The organism is Bradyrhizobium australiense (assembly GCF_013114825.1).
Taxonomy (GTDB): domain Bacteria; phylum Pseudomonadota; class Alphaproteobacteria; order Rhizobiales; family Xanthobacteraceae; genus Bradyrhizobium; species Bradyrhizobium australiense.
The window spans coordinates 283,312-300,476 of sequence record NZ_JAAVLX010000001.1; the positions used below are offsets into that span (position 1 = coordinate 283,312).

20 protein-coding genes are annotated in these 17,165 nt (G+C 63.0%); 10 read left to right on the forward strand and 10 right to left on the reverse strand.

All coding sequences use genetic code 11. The features are described from left to right. Positions 1 to 82 precede the first annotated feature (82 nt). Both HCN58_RS01305 and HCN58_RS01310 read right to left on the reverse strand, forming a co-directional pair. Positions 83 to 739, reverse strand: a complete 657-nt coding sequence (locus HCN58_RS01305) for a DsbA family protein (protein ID WP_171577569.1) — start codon at positions 737 to 739, stop codon at positions 83 to 85. Positions 740 to 856: 117 nt separating this feature from the next. Continuing rightward, positions 857 to 1,336, reverse strand: a complete 480-nt coding sequence (locus HCN58_RS01310; RefSeq protein ID WP_171577570.1) for a DUF721 domain-containing protein — start codon at positions 1,334 to 1,336, stop codon at positions 857 to 859. 170 nt (positions 1,337 to 1,506) lie between these two features. Here HCN58_RS01310 and mutY point away from each other — a divergent pair, with 170 nt between their 5' ends. Then, a complete protein-coding gene (mutY, locus tag HCN58_RS01315) occupies positions 1,507 to 2,604 on the forward strand; it encodes an A/G-specific adenine glycosylase (RefSeq protein ID WP_171577571.1) in 1,098 nt (365 codons plus the stop codon). 41 nt (positions 2,605 to 2,645) lie between these two features. On the opposite strand, the gene HCN58_RS01320 is transcribed toward mutY, so the two are convergent. Further along, positions 2,646 to 2,915, reverse strand: coding sequence for a DUF2798 domain-containing protein (locus tag HCN58_RS01320; protein WP_171577572.1), 270 nt, complete (start codon positions 2,913 to 2,915; stop codon positions 2,646 to 2,648). A gap of 287 nt (positions 2,916 to 3,202) precedes the next feature. Between HCN58_RS01320 and HCN58_RS01325 the strand changes: the two genes are divergently transcribed. Continuing rightward, positions 3,203 to 3,658: a PaaI family thioesterase gene (locus tag HCN58_RS01325; protein ID WP_171577573.1), complete on the forward strand. Its 456-nt coding sequence runs from the start codon at positions 3,203 to 3,205 to the stop codon at positions 3,656 to 3,658. Here the strand turns inward: HCN58_RS01325 and HCN58_RS01330 are convergent. Next, the gene (locus HCN58_RS01330) at positions 3,627 to 4,913 is read right to left on the reverse strand and encodes a flavin-dependent oxidoreductase (RefSeq protein WP_171577574.1); all 1,287 of its coding nucleotides are present in this window, start codon (positions 4,911 to 4,913) and stop codon (positions 3,627 to 3,629) included. The genes HCN58_RS01325 and HCN58_RS01330 overlap by 32 nt on opposite strands. A 168-nt stretch (positions 4,914 to 5,081) precedes the next feature. On the opposite strand from HCN58_RS01330, the gene HCN58_RS01335 reads away from it, so the two are divergent. Beyond that, positions 5,082 to 5,699, forward strand: coding sequence for a glutathione S-transferase family protein (locus HCN58_RS01335; protein ID WP_171577575.1), 618 nt, complete (start codon positions 5,082 to 5,084; stop codon positions 5,697 to 5,699). Between the two features lie 205 nt (positions 5,700 to 5,904). Here the strand turns inward: HCN58_RS01335 and HCN58_RS01340 are convergent, their stop codons facing one another. Beyond that, a complete protein-coding gene (locus HCN58_RS01340) occupies positions 5,905 to 6,825 on the reverse strand; it encodes a LysR family transcriptional regulator (RefSeq protein WP_171577576.1) in 921 nt (306 codons plus the stop codon). 89 nt (positions 6,826 to 6,914) lie between these two features. Here HCN58_RS01340 and HCN58_RS01345 point away from each other — a divergent pair, with 89 nt between their 5' ends. After that, positions 6,915 to 7,346 (forward strand): nuclear transport factor 2 family protein, encoded by a 432-nt coding sequence (locus HCN58_RS01345; protein ID WP_171577577.1) that lies wholly within the window; start codon positions 6,915 to 6,917, stop codon positions 7,344 to 7,346. A gap of 210 nt (positions 7,347 to 7,556) precedes the next feature. Here the strand turns inward: HCN58_RS01345 and HCN58_RS01350 are convergent, their stop codons facing one another. The 3 genes from HCN58_RS01350 to HCN58_RS01360 form a co-directional block, all read right to left on the reverse strand. After that, a complete protein-coding gene (locus HCN58_RS01350) occupies positions 7,557 to 8,243 on the reverse strand; it encodes a glutathione S-transferase family protein (protein WP_171577578.1) in 687 nt (228 codons plus the stop codon). 127 nt (positions 8,244 to 8,370) lie between these two features. Beyond that, positions 8,371 to 8,667, reverse strand: a complete 297-nt coding sequence (locus tag HCN58_RS01355; RefSeq protein WP_311966754.1) for a hypothetical protein — start codon at positions 8,665 to 8,667, stop codon at positions 8,371 to 8,373. A gap of 274 nt (positions 8,668 to 8,941) precedes the next feature. Further along, entirely contained in the window at positions 8,942 to 10,075 is a 1,134-nt protein-coding gene (locus HCN58_RS01360) for a site-specific DNA-methyltransferase (protein WP_171577580.1), read from the reverse strand. Between the two features lie 278 nt (positions 10,076 to 10,353). Here HCN58_RS01360 and ypfJ point away from each other — a divergent pair, with 278 nt between their 5' ends. Together ypfJ and moaB are read left to right on the forward strand one after the other, a co-directional pair. Then, positions 10,354 to 11,289 carry a KPN_02809 family neutral zinc metallopeptidase gene (gene ypfJ / locus HCN58_RS01365; protein WP_171577581.1) on the forward strand — a complete coding sequence of 312 codons (936 nt, stop codon included), beginning with the start codon at positions 10,354 to 10,356 and terminating at the stop codon, positions 11,287 to 11,289. A gap of 140 nt (positions 11,290 to 11,429) precedes the next feature. Continuing rightward, positions 11,430 to 11,993 carry a molybdenum cofactor biosynthesis protein B gene (gene moaB, locus HCN58_RS01370; protein ID WP_171577582.1) on the forward strand — a complete coding sequence of 188 codons (564 nt, stop codon included), beginning with the start codon at positions 11,430 to 11,432 and terminating at the stop codon, positions 11,991 to 11,993. Between the two features lie 95 nt (positions 11,994 to 12,088). On the opposite strand, the gene HCN58_RS01375 is transcribed toward moaB, so the two are convergent. Together HCN58_RS01375 and HCN58_RS01380 are read right to left on the reverse strand one after the other, a co-directional pair. After that, a complete protein-coding gene (locus tag HCN58_RS01375; protein WP_311966755.1) occupies positions 12,089 to 13,018 on the reverse strand; it encodes a bifunctional helix-turn-helix transcriptional regulator/GNAT family N-acetyltransferase in 930 nt (309 codons plus the stop codon). A gap of 132 nt (positions 13,019 to 13,150) precedes the next feature. After that, positions 13,151 to 13,723, reverse strand: a complete 573-nt coding sequence (locus HCN58_RS01380) for a glycosyltransferase family protein (RefSeq protein ID WP_171577584.1) — start codon at positions 13,721 to 13,723, stop codon at positions 13,151 to 13,153. 190 nt (positions 13,724 to 13,913) lie between these two features. Between HCN58_RS01380 and HCN58_RS01385 the strand changes: the two genes are divergently transcribed. From HCN58_RS01385 to rnhB, 4 genes are all read left to right on the forward strand, one after another. Beyond that, on the forward strand, positions 13,914 to 15,074 hold the full coding sequence (locus tag HCN58_RS01385; RefSeq protein ID WP_171577585.1) for a PA0069 family radical SAM protein: 1,161 nt from the start codon (positions 13,914 to 13,916) through the stop codon (positions 15,072 to 15,074). Positions 15,075 to 15,210: 136 nt separating this feature from the next. Beyond that, a complete protein-coding gene (locus HCN58_RS01390; protein ID WP_171577586.1) occupies positions 15,211 to 15,660 on the forward strand; it encodes a VOC family protein in 450 nt (149 codons plus the stop codon). Between the two features lie 176 nt (positions 15,661 to 15,836). Then, complete coding sequence (locus HCN58_RS37340; protein ID WP_376701133.1) at positions 15,837 to 16,235, forward strand: GNAT family N-acetyltransferase; 399 nt, start codon at positions 15,837 to 15,839, stop codon at positions 16,233 to 16,235. Between the two features lie 75 nt (positions 16,236 to 16,310). Then, positions 16,311 to 17,096: a ribonuclease HII gene (gene rnhB, locus HCN58_RS01400; RefSeq protein ID WP_171577588.1), complete on the forward strand. Its 786-nt coding sequence runs from the start codon at positions 16,311 to 16,313 to the stop codon at positions 17,094 to 17,096. The last annotated feature ends 69 nt before the right edge of the window (positions 17,097 to 17,165 follow it).

The window sequence follows — 17,165 nt, forward strand, 5'->3', positions numbered from 1 at the left end:
GGGGCTTTTCCCAAGGGATTTGAGGCGCTTGTGTGGCGCCTTTTGCTGGACTTATGAGCGCGAATGAATCCGATCGCGCGAATCAGCTCTTCAGCATCGCATTGATGCGCTTTGAGAACTCTTCGAAGCTCTGCTCGCCTTTGAGCATCTCGCCATTGATGAAGAAGGTCGGCGTCGAACTCACCTTCAGCACGTCGGCGGCATATTTCTGGTCGGCGGCGATTTTGTCGAGCAGCGCCTGATCCTTCAGGCAATCCTCGACCTGCGCTTGCGTGAGGCCGGCCTGCTTGCCGATCCGGGTCAGCGTCTCCGTGGTGTTCTTCACCACCCAGTCGTTCTGCTGTTTGAACAGGAGATCGACGACGGCGAAATATTTCGGCGCATCGTCCTTGGCGATGCAGCGCGCCAGCATCGACCCGGCAGCCGCCTTGATGTCGAGCGGGAATTCGCGGAACACGAACCGGATCTTGCCGCTGTCGATGAATTCCGACTTGATCTTCGGGAATACTTTTTCGGTGAATGCCGCGCAATGCGGGCAGGTCATCGAGGCGTATTCGGTGATGGTCACCGTGGCGTTGGCGGGCCCGAGCGCCATGTCGGGCAGCGACTGCGGCTTGGCGACGTCAGCGGGGCTCTGCGCCATCGCGTTCTCGATCAGCCGCAGCGGCGAGAAGCCGGCGAGCAGGCCAAGCCCGGTCAGCGAGAGAGCGGCAGTGAAGGCACGGCGCGTGATCATCAAAGTCTGCTCCCGAATGGCGCGTTCACGCCCGAAAGAAGTACGAAAAAGAAGCCTTCGCTAGCTTGAAACGCCAGTTGTGGCAATGGTGGGTTGCGCGGGGCGAGCCGCGCAAGAGCCTCAATTTCGCTTGATCGCCGCGCCGAGCCGCGCCAGCGCGGCGCGCAGTTCCTCGTCCTCGACCGCCGACAGCGTCTCGGCGACATCAGCCACGGATTTCGGGTCCGGCGCGCGGGGCAGCGCGGGGCGATTTCGGCGCGACAGCGGTGCCTGCCGCAGCGCCAGCCGGCCGACCGCGTTCCAGCCGAAGAAGCGGTTGACCCGTTGCAGGATTACGTCGGAGGAATGCTGGATCTCCAGTGCCATCGGGCCCTCCACCCGCAGCACCAGGGTCGCCGGTTCCTGCGGCTGGCCCTCCACCGGCCGCGGCCATTGCATCTTCAAGGGCTCGGAATGGGCGGCGATGTCGGGTCCGGCAATGTCAGCCCAGCGCGTCACCAACTCGCGCGCGGCAAACCCCTGCTTGGCGTAGGCGTCGGAAAAGACGTCGCTGAGCAGGACGGAAAGCGGTTTTGCGGAGATCGGACCGGGTTTGGACATGGGGCACCATATATCACCTCGTGTGATGGGCGGAACCACCTCCGGTATTATCGCCGGGCTTGTCCCGGCCACCCACGTCCTCCACTGCAGCGGCGAAGAAAGACGTGGATGCCCGGGACGAGCCCGGGCATGACATGGAGAGATCTGCGCTCCCACACTAAAGTGCAGCTATGAGTCCTGCGGTCGCCAAAATCGAACGACAAGAAAAACCTGTTGTGGCGGAGTCCCGCCCCGCGCTGCTGCTCGACTGGTACGACCGTCATCGCCGCCGGTTGCCGTGGCGGGCGGCGGCCGGCGAGCGGACTGATCCGTACCGGGTCTGGCTGTCGGAAATCATGCTGCAGCAGACCGGCGTCAAAACGGTCGGGCCGTATTTCGAGAAGTTTTTGGCGCGCTGGCCGGATGTCACCGCGCTCGGCCGCGCCTCGCTGGATGACGTGCTGCGGATGTGGGCCGGGCTCGGCTATTATTCGCGCGCGCGCAATCTACATGCCTGCGCGGTCACGGTGCTGCGCGACCATGCCGGGGTGTTTCCCGACACCGAGGAAGGCCTGCGCCAATTGCCGGGGATCGGGCCTTACACGGCAAAGGCGATCGCCGCGATCGCTTTCGACATCCGAACCATGCCGGTCGACGGCAACATCGAGCGGGTGGTGTCGCGGCTTTACGCGATCGAGGAGCCATTGCCGCAGGCGAAGCCGCGCATCCAGGAATTGGCGGCGACGCTGCTGGGTCCCTCGCGTGCCGGCGACAGCGCGCAAGCCTTGATGGACCTAGGCTCCTCGATCTGTACGCCGAAGAAGCCGGCTTGTACGTTGTGCCCGCTCAACGATGATTGCTCCGCTCGCCTGCGCGGCGATCAGGAGACGTTTCCGCGCAAGGCGCCGAAAAAGCCGGGAATGCTGCGCCGCGGCGCGGCCTTCATCATCACGCGCGGCGACGAACTCCTCGTTCGCACCCGCGCAGAAAAGGGCCTGCTCGGCGGCATGACCGAAGTGCCTGTTTCGGACTGGCTCGCCAGACAGGACGACAAGGTGGCGCTGGAGCAGGCGCCTGACCTCAACGGCGTGGCGCGCTGGCATCGCAAGGCCGGCGTCGTCACCCACGTGTTCACGCATTTTCCGCTCGAGCTCGTGATCTACACCGCTGATGTAGCCGCTCGCACGCGCGCGCCGGAAGGCATGCGCTGGGTGCCGATCGCAACGCTCGCAGACGAGGCGCTGCCCAATGTGATGCGCAAGGCCATCGCGCACGGGCTGGGTGAATGACGGCATGCGCCGCCATCTGGCGACGCACGCTGACCTTGCGATTAGTTGGTCCGAGATGCCTCGACCGCGAACGCTACGATCCGTCGCACCAGGGGCAGCACCGCAAGCAAGGTCGGAAACGCCACCAGCCAGGATATCGCCCATGCGGTGGGCCACGTCGCGACAAAGGCAGGTGTAGGTCCGAGGCTCCTCAGCGTCGAGATCGCAGAGACGACGAACGTCATCAGCACTGACAACACCAGCGGCATGATGATCGCCGCGTAGCGCGCAGGCAATTTTCCGCGGCGATGCGGAGCAGGAGAGGATATCATGATTTCACTCTTCGGAATTTCGGTCGGTCAATCACCGGCGTGCATGGCGCATCCTCCGGGGGTCGAGCCGACCGGTTGAATGCGTTGCCTGACGTGAGACGCTTACGGCGCGCATAGCGCAACCCCAGCTTCATAACGGCGGCGGGGTATGGGCACCAGCCGAAATCCACCGCGCTCGTTTGGAAGTTGTCAAAAGCGGCGAGCCGGGCTGGCGGGCGACGTGCACACCCTGCTGACACCATGTTGGCAGCAGGCCTGCGCTAGGTAGGAGCCTCACGGAGATTCCCATGATCAGCACCGTCTTCGACAATTTCACCGCCCCGCCGTCCTCCAAATTGCTCGGCTGGCATCTGCTCGACGCGCGGCCGAGCGACGGCTGGATCCGCATCGGCTTCGACGGCAAGCGGGATTTCTGCAATCCCGCCGGTTTCGTGCAGGGCGGCATTCTGTCGGCAATGCTCGACGACACGATGGGACCGGCGGTGTTCGCCATGACCGAGGGAAAACTCTACACCGCGACCATCACCATGACGGTGAATTTTCTGGTGCCGGCCAAGCCGGGGCCGATCACCGGTGAGGCCAAGGTCACCCAGCTCGGCAAGACCGTGGCTTTCGTGGAGGGACGGCTGATGGCCGAGGATAGCACCGTGCTGGCGATGGCTACGACCAGCGCGCGACTGGTCGAGACGGCGAAGGCGATTGCCGCCCCGGCTAGCTCGCGGCCCGCGGCGCTTCCCGCATGATCTGGACGATCGGAGGCTTGGCGTTGAGCCCCTCGACCTGGAAGCCGGCGACGCGCTTGTAGTTGGCGGCGATGTCTTCTAGCTCTTGCAGCGAGAGCACGTCGGTGACGACGTTATAGCCGTTCGGCGCGCGCTCTTCGACGAGCTGCATCACCTGCTCGGGCCCGTTGCGGCGGTTGAGCATCACGAGGTCGGTGGTGGCCGGCCGACGCTCGGCCTCATACGCTGATAGCGCGGCGTTGGTCGTGCCCTTCGCCAGGATCTCGCGGGTGATGACGCGTGCGTCCAGAATGGCCTGCGACGCGCCGTTGGAGCCGATCGGGTACATCGGATGCGCGGCATCGCCCATCAGCGTGACCCGGCCGAACGTCCATTGCGGGATCGGATCGCGATCGACCAGCGGATATTCGTAGGCGTGCGGGCAATTCTCGATCAGCCCGGGCACGTCGAGCCAGTCGAACTTCCAGTCCGTGAACCAGGGCAGAAACTCTTCGAGTTTTGCGGTGCGATTATAGTCCTCGCGCCGCCATTGATAGGTCGGCGGCATGTGCCGCTCGGCCACCCAGTTGATTCTGAATTTGCCGGCGCTGTCGGCCTGCTTCGAAATCGGATAGCAGACGAATTTCAGGATCTCATGCCCGGCCATGATCATGGAGCGGCCGGACAGGAAGGCGTCGCTATCGGTGATGCCGCGCCACAGGATGCGCCCGTTCCAGATCGGCGGACCTTCGTCTGGATAGAGCTTTTCACGGACCGCCGAATGGATGCCGTCGGCCGCGATCAACAGCGCGCCGTCGTGAACGCCTTTCGATTTTCCAGTCGCCTTGTCGATGAATTCGGCGCGGACGCCGTTTTCGGTTTCGGTCCAGCCGGAGAGATGATGGCTGGTCAGAATATTTTCTTTTCCCAGCCGTTCCATCGCGGCGTCGAGCAGGATCTGCTGCAGCGTGCCGCGATGGATCGAGAACTGCGGCCATTTGTAACCGGCCTCGATGCCACGCGGCTCGCTCCAGATCGGCTTGCCGTGCTTGGAAAAATACGCGAGCTCCTTGGTGCGGACGGCGGCCGCATCGAGCACATCATGCAGGCCGAGCTCGATCAGCTCGCGCACCGCATGCGGCAGCACGTTGATGCCGACGCCGAGCGGCCGCAGTTCGGGCACGCTCTCGAATACTTTGGCAGGTACGCCGATCTGGTGCATGCTGAGCGCCAGCGTCAGCCCGCCGATGCCGCCGCCCGCAATGAGAACAGTCATTAATAAGCCCTCGACACACCCTGCGATAATCTGGATTTACATTGTCATGACATGGCGGCGTGGCCGTGGGCAACCGGGAAAAGCCGGCATTTGCCACTGGCGCCCGGCCGGGATGGACGGCGGATCGCCGGGCCGTTAACCTGCCGCGCCACCACCGTGAGGACAGCCATGCTCAAGCTCTACTACGCCCCTGGCACCTGCGCACTCGCATCGCATATCGCTCTGGAGGAGGCCGGCGCCTCCTACACGGCAGAGCGGCTCGACTTCAAGAACAGCCAGCAGACCACCCCGCAATATCTCGCGATCAACCCCAAGGGACGCGTGCCTGCGCTGGTGACGGACCGCGGCACCCTGACCGAAACGCCGGCGATCCTCGCTTTCATTGCGAGCAGCTTTCCGGAAGCGAAGCTGGCGCCGGAAGATCCCTTCGCCTTCGCGCAGGCGCAGTCCTTCAACAGCTATCTCTGTTCCACCGTGCATGTCTCGCACGCGCACAAGATGCGCGGCTATCGCTGGGCGGCCGAGGAGTCCTCGTTCGCCGACATGAAACGAAAAGTAGCGGAAAACATGGGGGCGGGCTTTGCGCTGATCGAGCGCGACATGCTGACGGGGCCGTGGGTGATGGGCGAGCAGTACACGATCTGCGACCCCTATCTGTATACGATCGCGGGCTGGCTGGAGGGCGACGGCGTCGATCTTGCGACGCTGCCGAAGCTGGCCGCTCACCGCAAGCGGATGTCGGAGCGGCCGGCCGTGCAGAGGGTGCTGGCGGACGAGAAGAGCTGAGAGCATGTCCGACCTCATCCCTGAGGAGCCGCGAAGTGGCGTCTCGAGGATGAATGGCACCAGCGGGGCCTCGTGGTTCGAGACGCGCTACGCGCCTCCTCACCATGAGGGTTTGGCCTGTCGGGTGGGCAAAGCGATAGCGTGCCCACCATTCAAGTTCACGCCTGATGGAGAGGCGGTGGGCACGGCGCAAGTGCGCCTTTGCCTACGCAGTCTTTTTCCCGCGCTCCATTTCGCGGCCAATGCTTAGCACGATGTTGCGCAGCCAAATTGAGCCGGGGTCCATCTGCGCGCGGGTTGGATAGAACATGAATTGCTCGTCGATCCCGGGGTCGAGCGGCGGCGTGACGGTTGCGAGCGACAATTGCCTGGACAGCGCGCCGATCAGGCGGCGCGGCACGAAGGCGACGAGATCGGTGCGCGCGGCAATATGCAGCGCCTCGATATAGCCGGGCACGACCAGCGCGATCCGCCGCTCGATGCCCTTGGGGCGCAACCACATGTCGATCAGGTCCTCCCTCTGGCCGCGGATCACCACCGCGACGTGACGCGCGTCGAGAAAGGCTTCGATCCGCTTCAGCCGCGCGCCGGCGGGATGACCGCGCCGGACGGCGAGCGCGTCGCTGTCGGTGTAGAGCCGTTGCCGGTGAAATCCAGTGAAGGCGTTGCCGATCGAGATCACAAGATCGATGGTGCGGGCGAACTCCGCGGCGAAGATTGCCGGCCCGCGCCATGGCACCACGTCGATCCGGACGTTCGGCGCTATCCTGGTGATCTTCTCCATCAGCGACGGCATCAAGAGTTCAACCGCCAGATCCGGCATCATCAGGCGAAACTGACGTTCACTCCTCGCCGCGTCGAACTCATCGGCGATGAACAGCGAGCGCACCTGGTCGAGCGCCTGCGCCAACGGCGCTCGCAAAGCCTGCGCCCGTGGAGTCAATTCCATGCGCGCGCCGGTGCGCACCAGCAGCGGATCGCCGATGAGGTCGCGCAGCCGTTGCAGCGCGTGGCTCGCCGCCGGCTGCGACAGCCCGATCCGCATCGCGGCACGGCTGACGCTGGTTTCTTTCAACAGTGCGTCGAGCGCCACCAGTAGATTGAGGTCAAGCGAATTCAAATTCATGCAGTGAATATATATCATATCCGCTATCGATTGGAAGAATGACACGCGGCGCGCGATGATTGCGCTACCGCATCAAAGGAGAAGTCGCGATGAGCGCAGCAGCAAACAAGAAACTAGTGCAGCAGGTCTATACGGAGTCCGCCAACCGCAGCGGGACCACATTCGTCGACAATCTGGCCGAGGACGCGACCTGGATCGTCACCGGGCAGTATTCGTGGTCGCAGGAGTTCAAGGGGCGTGAAGCGATCCAGAATGGCCTGATGGGGCACGTGCGATCGATGCTCGGGGCGCGGCCGCGCACGCTGGCGTTCAACTTCATCGCGGAAGGCGATTATGTCGTGGTCGAAGCTCGCGGCGACAACGTCACCAAGGCGGGAATTCGCTACGACAATCAATACTGCATGGTCTGGCGCATCGAGGACGGCAAGATCAAGGAGATCAAGGAGTATTGCGATTCCGCATTGACCGAGCGTGTGCTCGGGCCGTTTCCGGCCGAACGCAAGCTTGCCGCCGCGGGTTGAGAGTTGAGCAGTGTTTGCACAGAGCAGTTCGTTAGGGTGGGAAAAGCGACTTGTCCCCCGTAGCTCGAAGAGCGAAGGCGAAAGCGTGCCCATCAATTCTTCGAACCTCCAAGCCGAAAGGCGGGCACGGCGCAGGAGCGCCTTTGCCCATCCTACGAAGTAAACGAAAACGGCGCCCGCGAGGGCGCCGTTTCATCTATCGCGCCACGCTCAGGCAGCTTTCACCGAGAGATGCTTGAACATGTTGCTGCGGGCTTCGTCGTCCATCTCCGCCTTGAACTTGAAGTTATCCTTCAGCGCAATCGCTTTCGCCGCCGCAGGCCGTGCCGAGATCTCGTCGACCAGCCGCTTGACGTTGGAATATTTCGCAACCGCGTCCTCGCCGAGGACGAAGGGGATCATGCGAGCCCAGCCCCATACGTCCATGTCAACGATGGTGTAGGTGTCGCCGACCATGTAGCGGCGGCTGGCGAGATGGTCGTTGAGAATGCCGAAGTGCCGCTGCGCCTCGAACTGGTAACGGTTATTCGCGTAGTCCACTTTTTCCGGCGCGAAATGCTTGAAGTGGACGGCCTGGCCGGAGAATGGGCCGACGCCGGTAGCCACGAACATCAGCCAGGACAGCAATTCGCCGCGATTGGCCGGCGTGTTCGCTGGCAGAAACTTCCCGGTCTTTTCAGCGAGATAGAGCAGGATGGCGTTGCTGTCGAACACTGTGATGCCGTCATCGTCGATCGCGGGCACCTTGGCGTTCGGATTGATGGCGAGATATTCCGGCTTGAACTGGTCGCCCTTGCGGGTGTCGATGGCGACCGGCTGATAGGCGATGCCGGCTTCCTCGAGGAACAGCGCGACCTTGGTCGGGTTGGGCGATCCGTTGAAATAGAATTTGAGCATTTTGGAATTTTTCCCCATTGCTTCTTGCAGGCAGGAGCTTCGGACACGGCGGCAATGCCACCGGAGCACGTGCATGCTCAAATTTTTGCGGGGTGCGCAAGCGACGAGTTCGTGAAAGGGCGGGCCTTTACGATATGGCCAGCCCGCCGATGCCGGCGACCGCAAGGGCGGCGCCCGCCGCGATCATCACCGCGGCAAAACGAATTTCCGAACGCAGCGCGGTACGTTGCCCCGCGCGTTCCGATCCTCGCGCATAACCGTGGACGATGATCTGCTCGCTGAAGGTGCCGCTGGCGTCCAGAATGTCGGTCAAACCCGCGCAGGCGACGAGGATGCCGAGGATGACCAGCCCGGCAGGGCCGAGCAAGCTCAGCAGCAGCATGGGAAATAGGCCGACCAGGAAGATCGGCAGTAGCGGCAGCACAATGAAGGACTCGGAGCCTCGCGTGCGCATGGAAGTAATCTCTTAATGGAAATGAATGCAACTCTTATACGTTCAAATAAGGGCGAAAAGGCGCAAGGCTACCTGCAAGCATGGCGCGGCTGCCATGCCGGCCGATCAAGCCGGCTGCGCAGGACGTGGGCAAGCGGCATTTGAGCCATGTCGGCCCGCAAGCCGTACGCACGTTGCGGTGCTTTGGCGCGGTCCCTGCCATCGGCGGCGCACCTGGATTCCTCGTGGTGAGGTGAACTAAGTCTTAACCTGCCGCCATTTCGGAACGGATTTCGGCGCGCAGCTCGTCGATCAGCTTGAGGCCGTTCTTGGTCTCGACATGCCAGAAGGTCCAGCCGTTGCAGGCGCCGGAGCCCTGCGCCACCGCGCCGATGCGGTGGATCGAGCCGACCTTGTCACCGAGCATAATGGCGCCGTCGGCGCGGACCAGCGCGCCGTGGCGCTTTTTGGAATCGACCAGTTTGGTGCCGGGCGGAATCATGCCGCGCTCGATCAGTTCGGAGAATGCGACGCGGGGGGCGTCGCGCGCGGTCATGAACGGCGCCAGCGTCGCCTCGGGCAGCGGTTCGACCGCGGCGATACGTTCTTCGGCCGCAGCCGCATAGGTCTTATCGCGCTCGAAGCCGATGTAGCGCCGGCCGAGACGTTTTGCCACGGCGCCGGTGGTGCCAGTGCCGTTAAAGGGATCGATCACGAGATCGCCGGGTTTTGACGACGACAGCAGCACGCGCGCCAAAAGGCCCTCGGGCTTCTGGGTCGGGTGTACTTTCTTGCCGTCGGCGCCCTTGAGGCGCTCTTCGCCGGTGCAAAGCGGGATCAGCCAGTCGGAACGCGCCTGCACGTCCTCATTGGCGGCCTTCAGGGCCTCATAGTTAAACGTATAGCCCTTGGCCTTCTCGTCGCGCGCCGCCCAGATCATGGTTTCATGCGCATTGGTGAAGCGGCGGCCGCGGAAATTCGGCATCGGATTGGTCTTGCGCCAGACGATGTCGTTGAGGACCCAGAAGCCGAGGTCCTGCATGATCGCGCCGACGCGGAAAATATTGTGGTAGGAGCCGATCACCCACAGCGTCGCCGACGGTTTCATGACGCGGCGGCAGGCAAGCAGCCAGGCGCGGGTGAAATCATCGTAAGCGGCGAACGACGAAAACTTGTCCCAGTCGTCGTTGACGGCATCGACGTGGGATTCGTCGGGGCGCTTCAGATCGCCCTTGAGCTGCAGGTTGTACGGAGGATCTGCGAACACCAGATCGACCGAACCGGCCGGAAGCTTCGACATCTCGGCGACGCAATCGCCGACGACGATGCGAACGCTGGACTCAGACTCAAATTTAGTGCGGGGCGCCCTTGCAGACGCCCCGCGACGCGACACAACCATGACTCAATTACTCTGACTCAGGCGACGCTGTCGGCGACGCGGGACTAAACAACCGACTGGCGATACATTGACCGGGCAAAGTAAAAATCGACTTAACCAAGAAAGTCATCGACGCAGAATGCGAAGAGAGATCATCGACAAAACTGCCAGCAGAGATTGCGGCGGCTTGCGCACTAGGCAATTTTTGCCGGGCGGGTTATTGATTAATGAAATGGAAATTTTACGTGATTGCCGCGTTGGGTATTCTGGCCAACAGCCGGGGATGAGGAAATAGCGCCATGCGTTACGATGATTTCCGCCGCAGCGACGATATCGAAGACCGTCGCGACGAGGGCGGCGGTGGAATGGGTGGCGGCGGCGGCTTTGGCCTGCCGATGGGCGGCGGCGGGCTCGGCATCGGCACCATCATTGTGCTCGGCCTCGTCGGCTATGCCTTCGGAATCGATCCGCGCATCCTGATCGGCGGCGCTGAAATCCTGACCGGCGGCGGTCAGGCGCCGACCTACCAGACCGATCGCAGGTCGGGACCGGCCAAGACCGGCGCGCCGAAGGACGAAGTCGGCAGCATGATATCAGGCATTCTCGGCGAGATCGACGACCGCTGGAGCGAGATCTTCCAGTCCAGCGGCCAGAATTATACCGGGCCGCGCATCGTGCTGTTTCGCAACGCCACGAACGGTGGTCGCTGCGGCATGGCGCAGTCCGCGATGGGACCGTTCTACTGCCCGCCGGACAAGCAGATCTTCCTCGACACCAGTTTCTTCCGCGAAGTCGAGACGCGGTTTCGCGGCTGCTCGGGCAGTGCTTGCAAGTTCACGACGGCCTACATCATCGCGCACGAAGCGGGACATCATATCCAGAATCTGCTTGGCATCCTGCCGCGCGTGACACGGCTGCAGCAGCAGGCCGGCAGCAAGGCGGAAGCCAATGCGCTGCAGGTCAAGGTCGAACTGCAGGCGGATTGTCTTTCCGGCGTCTGGGTCAATCGCGAAGAGAAGAAGCGTCCGGGCTTCATCGAGCCCGGCGATATCGACGCGGCACTGAAAACGGCAACTGCAATCGGCGACGACACGCTGCAGCGGCAGTCGACCGGCAGGGTGGTGCCCGACAGCTTCACTCACGGTTCGGCAGCGCAGCGCAAGCAATGGTTCATGACCGGCTACCAGCAGGGCACGGTACAGGCCTGCAACACCTTTGCTCAGGGAGCGTTGTGACGATCTCGTGCCCCGGATGCTGCGCAGCGCGTCAGCGGTGCGCTGCTGATCCGGGGCCCATGTCGCCAAGGAAAGAATAGATCCCGGCTCTGAGGCGCATCGCTACGCGCTGCACCGCGTCCGGGACACGGGAAGCACAGATGTCCTCCATCGACGAAACAAAACAATTCGTGCCGCTCAACATCGCGGTGCTGACGATCTCGGATACCCGCTCGCTGGCGGACGATAAATCCGGCGCCACGCTGGCGGATCGGCTGACGGCGGCCGGTCATCATCTTGCCGCGCGCGAGATCATCGTCGACGACGTCGATGCGATCCGCATCATTATCAAGCGCTGGATCGCCGATCCTGATGTCGATGCGATCATCACCACCGGTGGCACCGGTTTCACTGGCCGTGACGTGACACCGGAAGCGATCGAGCCGCTGTTCGAAAAGCGGATGGATGGTTTTTCCATCGCCTTCCACATGCTCAGTCACGCCAAGATCGGCACGTCGACGGTGCAGAGCCGCGCTACCGCGGGCGTTGCGGGGGCGACCTTCATCTTCTGCCTGCCAGGATCGCCGGGCGCTTGCCGCGATGCATGGGACGGCATCCTCGCAGCTCAACTCGACTACCGCACGCGCCCCTGCAATTTCGTCGAGATCATGCCGCGGCTGGATGAGCACCTGCGGCGGCCTAAAGCCAAGGGCGCGTCGGCTTAGCTCTTGCACTCATTCCGGGGCGCCTCGAAGAGGCGAACCCGGAATCTCGAGATTCCGGTTCCGGTCCTTCGGACGGTCCCGGAATAACGAACCAACTACAACTTCAATTCCCAAGTTTCGCCGACGAGATCAACGCCAAAGCTATGGTGCGGCTCTTCCTTGACGCGACAGAAGCCTGCGGCCTGATAGATACCGCGCGCGGCGACAAGGATGCTTTGGGTCCACAGCGTCATCTTCTTATAGCCCTTCTCGCGCGCCGCGCGGACGCATTGCTCGACGAGCGCGCGGCCGACGCCGAGCCCGCGCGCCTTTTTCTCCACTAGCAACAGCCGCAGCTTTGCGACGTCATCACTGCCCTTCACCAGAAAGATCGAGCCGACCGGCTGGCCGCCTGCTTCCGCAATCCAGCAATGCTCGCGCGAAGCGTCATAGGTCTTGATGAACTGCGCGCAGATCTCGGCGACCAGTGCCTCGTAGCTGATGTCCCAGCCATACTCCTCAGCATAGGCCTTTGCCTGGCTCGAGATCACCCAGCCGATGTCGCCGGGTCGGTGGCTGCGCAGGATAAACGCAGCCGGCTTCGCCGTCGGGCGCTCCAGCGTCTGTTCGATTGTCGTCATCGCGCTGACGACGGCGTTGCGCTGATTGTCGTCCAGCACAGCGAGCAGGCTTCCAACTTCCTCGCGCGCGCGGCGCTCGAGCTCGGCCTGGGCGGAGCGCCCCTTCGCGGTGAGCGAGAGTTCGTTGACGCGGCCGTCGTCCTTTGAAGGCTTTCGCGTCACGATCTGGCGGCGCTGTAGCCCCTGCAAGGTCCGGCTCAGGAAGCCGGGATCGAGGCCGAGGTCACGGGTGAGGTCGGTGGCAGTGCAGGCCGGGCGATGCCTGATCTCGTACATGATGCGCGCTTCCTGCAGCGTGAACGGGCTGTGCAGAAGCTTCGGCTCGATGATGCCGAGCTTGCGGGTATAGAAGCGGTTGAAGGCGCGAACGGCCGCGACTTCTTGTTCGGAATTCATCTGAGACACCTCGATATTTGCTATTGTCAAAGATATATTTGATTTTGGCAAGTATATTCTGGCCGCGGCATCCGGCAAGGCGCGCCAGCGCCCGTTCTACTTTGCATGGGGTTGTTTTCGATATTTTGTGGCTGGGCCGCCCTAGGCGATGACCATGATCCGGCTGCGCAACTGGGTGCGCGCCGAGCGGCCGAGCTGGCGCAGCAGCCGCGTCTCGGAACGGCGGGAGCCAGGCCGGTGACCGCCAAGCCGCTCATAATGATCGCGGCCGATCAGCAGCCCCTGTTCCGCCGACGGCCCGGTGATCATGCGGGCGACGAATTTAAAGCCGTCGCGCAACCGCGTCTCGGCATACGGCGAGCGGGCATAGCGAAACACCCCGGCGCGGGGCCGGCCGCTACCCGATACGTTCTGGATGAACTGCGTGGTCTCTTCGATCCAGCTGCTGTCGAGCACCGCGCCGGCGTGCAGGAACATCAGCCATGGCGAGCGCGCCGCCCGCGCGCCGGCGGCCAATGCCGCGGCGCGTGTTCCCTCAAACTTGAGAAAGCGGCAGCCGGCCACGTCGGCCACCCGCTCGATCACGCCGTTGCCGGTTCCGTCGACCAGCAGCACCTCCGAGATAACGCCGGCTGCAGCGCCGGGCACCAGCGCCGCCAGCGTTGCGACGGCGGGCTGTTCTATTCCTTCGGTCGGAACGATCACGCTCAACATGAGTGAGGCTTCGGTGGCTCAAACGGTGAAAAACGCCGCACTGTTATCACCTTGTCACAATCAAAGCAGCCGTTTGCGCGGATATTTTTGCGGCACGGCGACGCCGGCTCGCTTTCCGGCATTTGCGCTTCCTCTGAAATGCTGTCGATGATGTTCTTGATTTGTTCTCGATGCGTGCTATGTTGGCTTCATGAGCCGAGCATCCTCTCATGCCCTCAAGCACCCGCCGGTCACGGCACCCTCCGAGCCGGTGGGTGCGACACCTTTTCCCGAACTTGCCGTTGCCATCGAACGCCAGCGGCGGCGCGGCCGCGGCGCGCAATCCAACCAGAGCGGCCGGTTCGAGGCAGAGGCGCGGGTCGCCTTCGACGATGGCTGGCAGAGCCTGGACGACCTGCCGCCGTTCAAGACGACGGTGTCGCTGGATACCTCGCGCAAGGTCATCACCCGCAACGACTCGCCCGATATCGGGTTTGACCGCTCGATCAATCCCTATCGAGGCTGTGAGCACGGTTGCGTCTACTGCTTCGCGCGGCCGACCCACGCCTTTCTCGGGCTGTCGCCCGGGCTCGATTTTGAATCCAAACTGCTCGCCAAGCCGGATGCGCCGGAATTGCTCGAGAAGGAACTGGCGGCGCCCGGTTACGAGCCGCGAATGATCGCGATCGGCACCAACACCGATCCCTATCAGCCGATCGAGCGCGAGCACAAGATTATGCGCGGCATTCTCGAAGTGCTCGATCGCGCCGGGCATCCCGTCGGCATTGTCACCAAATCGGCCCTGGTGACGCGCGACATCGACATTCTGCAGCGAATGGCAAGGCGCAATTTGGCCAAGGTCGCCATTTCCGTGACCACGCTCGACCCCAAGCTCGCCCGCACCATGGAGCCGCGCGCCTCGACGCCGCCGAAGCGGCTGGAGGCGCTGCGGCAATTGTCGCAGGCCGGCATCCCCGCAACCGTAATGGTTGCACCCGTCATCCCCGCGCTGAACGATTCCGAGATCGAACGCATTCTCGATGCCGCGGCTCACGCCGGCGTCAAGGAAGCAAGTTACGTGCTGCTGCGGCTGCCGCTGGAGGTGCGCGACCTCTTTCGCGAATGGCTGATGGCGAACTACCCCGATCGTTACCGCCACGTATTCACCCTGATCCGCGACATGCGCGGCGGGCGCGACTATGACTCGCAATGGGGGACGCGGATGAAGGGCACCGGCCCGATGGCCTGGATGATCGGGCGAAGATTCGAAATCGCCTGCGAGAAGCTCGGCCTCAACAAGCGGCGCTCGAAATTGACGACCGATCATTTCGTCAAGCCGAAGCGGAACGGACAGCAACTGAGTTTGTTTTGATCGTCATTGCGAGCGAAGCGACGCAATCCATCTCGCCACGCAAGGAAAGAATGGATTGCTTCGTCGCGGAGCCTGTCATCGGACGCGCATTCGCGCTACCCATTGGCTCCTCGCAATGACGGGGAGAGAGAGTCGCATGAGTGCTAGTAAGCCAGTCCCCCGGTTCACTGTCATCACGCTCGGCGTCAGCGACATGCGCGCCAGTATCGCTTTTTACGAAGCGCTCGGCTTTGCCCGAAAAATGCGCGCGACCGGTGAGGCCGTCGCTTTCTTCGATACCGGCGGCACGGTGATCGCGCTTTTCCCATGGGATCAACTCGCCCGCGACGCCACGCTGCCCGATCAGCCGCGGCCGAAAACCTTTCGCGGAACGACGCTCGCCTGGAATTGCAGCTCCGTCGAGGAAGTCGACACCGTGCTGGATTTCGCAGTCTCCTGCGGCGCTTCGCTGTTGAAGCCCGCGCACAAGACCGACTACGGCGGTTACTCCGGTTATTTCGGCGATCCCGATAATCATCCTTGGGAAGTCGTGGTCGCGCCCGGCATCGAGGTCGGCGAGGACCGGCGGGTGCATCTGCGGGATTAGAACGCGCGACATTACGGCGGCGCCGCTTCTCTCTGCCGGTGAATTGCCGTATTGCCGCTTGATGAGCCGGAAACCCGCGCCAGTATCGGAAAAGCAGCCGCTCGTCATTCTGGCAAAGCCGCGCCTGATTTTTCAGCGATAGCGAGGTAATGCGCTTTGCATTTGCCGGAGCGCCGATGGCAAGGGATGCTGCCGAGGATTTCATTCGGCGATTCTTCACCTTTGGCGCCAGCCTCACGGGGATGGCGGTTCTGGCGGAAAAGCCCGTGGGCGAAATCATCGGCTTTGCCGGCTTGTCGCCATGCGGCGCGTTGGGAACTGACGATTTTGAGATCGGGTTTGTCCTTGCGCGCCGGGTATCGGGCCGGGGGATCGCGACCGAAATCGGGAAGGCGCAGCTCGCTTTTGGGTTCGACCAACTCAAATGCAGCAGATTGCTTGGACTGGTCGATCCGAGCAACGCACCATCCATTCATGCCCTCGAGAAGCTCGGAATGCGTTATCTGCAGACGATTGCGGACCCCAGGCGCGGCAGCCGGAGCGTTTATGTGATTGAGGCCGGGGAGTGGCGATGAGGTTTCGCTGAATAACGGGAATTGTGCCGGGTTCCCGGTTGCGCGCCGCCGCGCGCTGGCGCACGAATCCCGGCCATGATTCGGGACAAGTCCGCCAAAAAAACTGACGGGAAATCAGAGAAGAAAGCCGGCAAGGAGCAGGCCGAGCCGCCCAAGGGCGTGATCGCGGTTGCCCCGCCGAGCTTTCGCCGCGAGCGAGCGCTGATCAAGCGCGGCGTCTGGCCGGTCGCCGGCTGCGACGAGGCCGGGCGCGGTCCGCTGGCGGGACCGGTAGTGGCGGCCGCGGTCATCCTCGATCCCAAGCGAATCCCCAAAGGCATCGACGATTCCAAGCGGCTGACGCCCGAACGCCGCGAAGAATTGTTCGAGGAAATCTGCGCGACCTCGTCCTTTGCGGTCGCCTTTGCCTCAACCGCGCGGATCGACCGCGACAATATCCTGCGCGCTTCGCTCTGGGCGCTGGCGCGTTCCGTGCACGCGCTGCCCGAGATGCCGAAGCATGTGTTCGTCGACGGCCGCGACAAGATCGATGCGCCCTGCGACTGCGAGGCGGTAATCGGCGGCGACGGCATCATCATGTCGATTGCAGCAGCCTCGATCATCGCCAAGGTGACGCGCGACCGCCTGATGAGCGCATTGGCGCTGGATTGCCCGGGCTATGGTTTCGAAACCCACAAGGGCTACGCGGTGCCGGAACATCGCGAAGCGCTGGACCGGCTCGGCCCGAGCATCCACCACCGCCGGTTTTTTGCACCCGTCATTGCCGCGCGGCAGAAACACTTCCCCGAGACGGTCGAAGTCGAACCCGATCTATTCACGGTGGATGGGGAGATCGATTCCGATATCTCGGTCACGATCTGAGATCGGTTGCCTCCACGGCTCCTGCGCTCTATCAAACGTCCCCAAGGACAAGGCTGCCCGGCCCGGCAT

What these genes read in the sequence shown, in the direction of transcription:
- rnhB (WP_171577588.1), top strand. Translation starts at nt 16,311, where the DNA reads ATGATTCGGGACAAGTCCGCCAAAAAAACTGACGGGAAATCAGAGAAG.
- HCN58_RS37340 (WP_376701133.1), top strand. Translation starts at nt 15,837, where the DNA reads ATGGCAAGGGATGCTGCCGAGGATTTCATTCGGCGATTCTTCACCTTT.
- HCN58_RS01350 (WP_171577578.1), bottom strand. Translation starts at nt 8,243, where the DNA reads ATGCTCAAATTCTATTTCAACGGATCGCCCAACCCGACCAAGGTCGCG.
- HCN58_RS01335 (WP_171577575.1), top strand. Translation starts at nt 5,082, where the DNA reads ATGCTCAAGCTCTACTACGCCCCTGGCACCTGCGCACTCGCATCGCAT.
- HCN58_RS01360 (WP_171577580.1), bottom strand. Translation starts at nt 10,075, where the DNA reads ATGGTTGTGTCGCGTCGCGGGGCGTCTGCAAGGGCGCCCCGCACTAAA.
- HCN58_RS01345 (WP_171577577.1), top strand. Translation starts at nt 6,915, where the DNA reads ATGAGCGCAGCAGCAAACAAGAAACTAGTGCAGCAGGTCTATACGGAG.
- HCN58_RS01380 (WP_171577584.1), bottom strand. Translation starts at nt 13,723, where the DNA reads ATGTTGAGCGTGATCGTTCCGACCGAAGGAATAGAACAGCCCGCCGTC.
- HCN58_RS01310 (WP_171577570.1), bottom strand. Translation starts at nt 1,336, where the DNA reads ATGTCCAAACCCGGTCCGATCTCCGCAAAACCGCTTTCCGTCCTGCTC.
- HCN58_RS01325 (WP_171577573.1), top strand. Translation starts at nt 3,203, where the DNA reads ATGATCAGCACCGTCTTCGACAATTTCACCGCCCCGCCGTCCTCCAAA.
- moaB (WP_171577582.1), top strand. Translation starts at nt 11,430, where the DNA reads ATGTCCTCCATCGACGAAACAAAACAATTCGTGCCGCTCAACATCGCG.
- mutY (WP_171577571.1), top strand. Translation starts at nt 1,507, where the DNA reads ATGAGTCCTGCGGTCGCCAAAATCGAACGACAAGAAAAACCTGTTGTG.
- ypfJ (WP_171577581.1), top strand. Translation starts at nt 10,354, where the DNA reads ATGCGTTACGATGATTTCCGCCGCAGCGACGATATCGAAGACCGTCGC.
- HCN58_RS01390 (WP_171577586.1), top strand. Translation starts at nt 15,211, where the DNA reads ATGAGTGCTAGTAAGCCAGTCCCCCGGTTCACTGTCATCACGCTCGGC.
- HCN58_RS01340 (WP_171577576.1), bottom strand. Translation starts at nt 6,825, where the DNA reads ATGAATTTGAATTCGCTTGACCTCAATCTACTGGTGGCGCTCGACGCA.
- HCN58_RS01385 (WP_171577585.1), top strand. Translation starts at nt 13,914, where the DNA reads ATGAGCCGAGCATCCTCTCATGCCCTCAAGCACCCGCCGGTCACGGCA.
- HCN58_RS01320 (WP_171577572.1), bottom strand. Translation starts at nt 2,915, where the DNA reads ATGATATCCTCTCCTGCTCCGCATCGCCGCGGAAAATTGCCTGCGCGC.
- HCN58_RS01330 (WP_171577574.1), bottom strand. Translation starts at nt 4,913, where the DNA reads ATGACTGTTCTCATTGCGGGCGGCGGCATCGGCGGGCTGACGCTGGCG.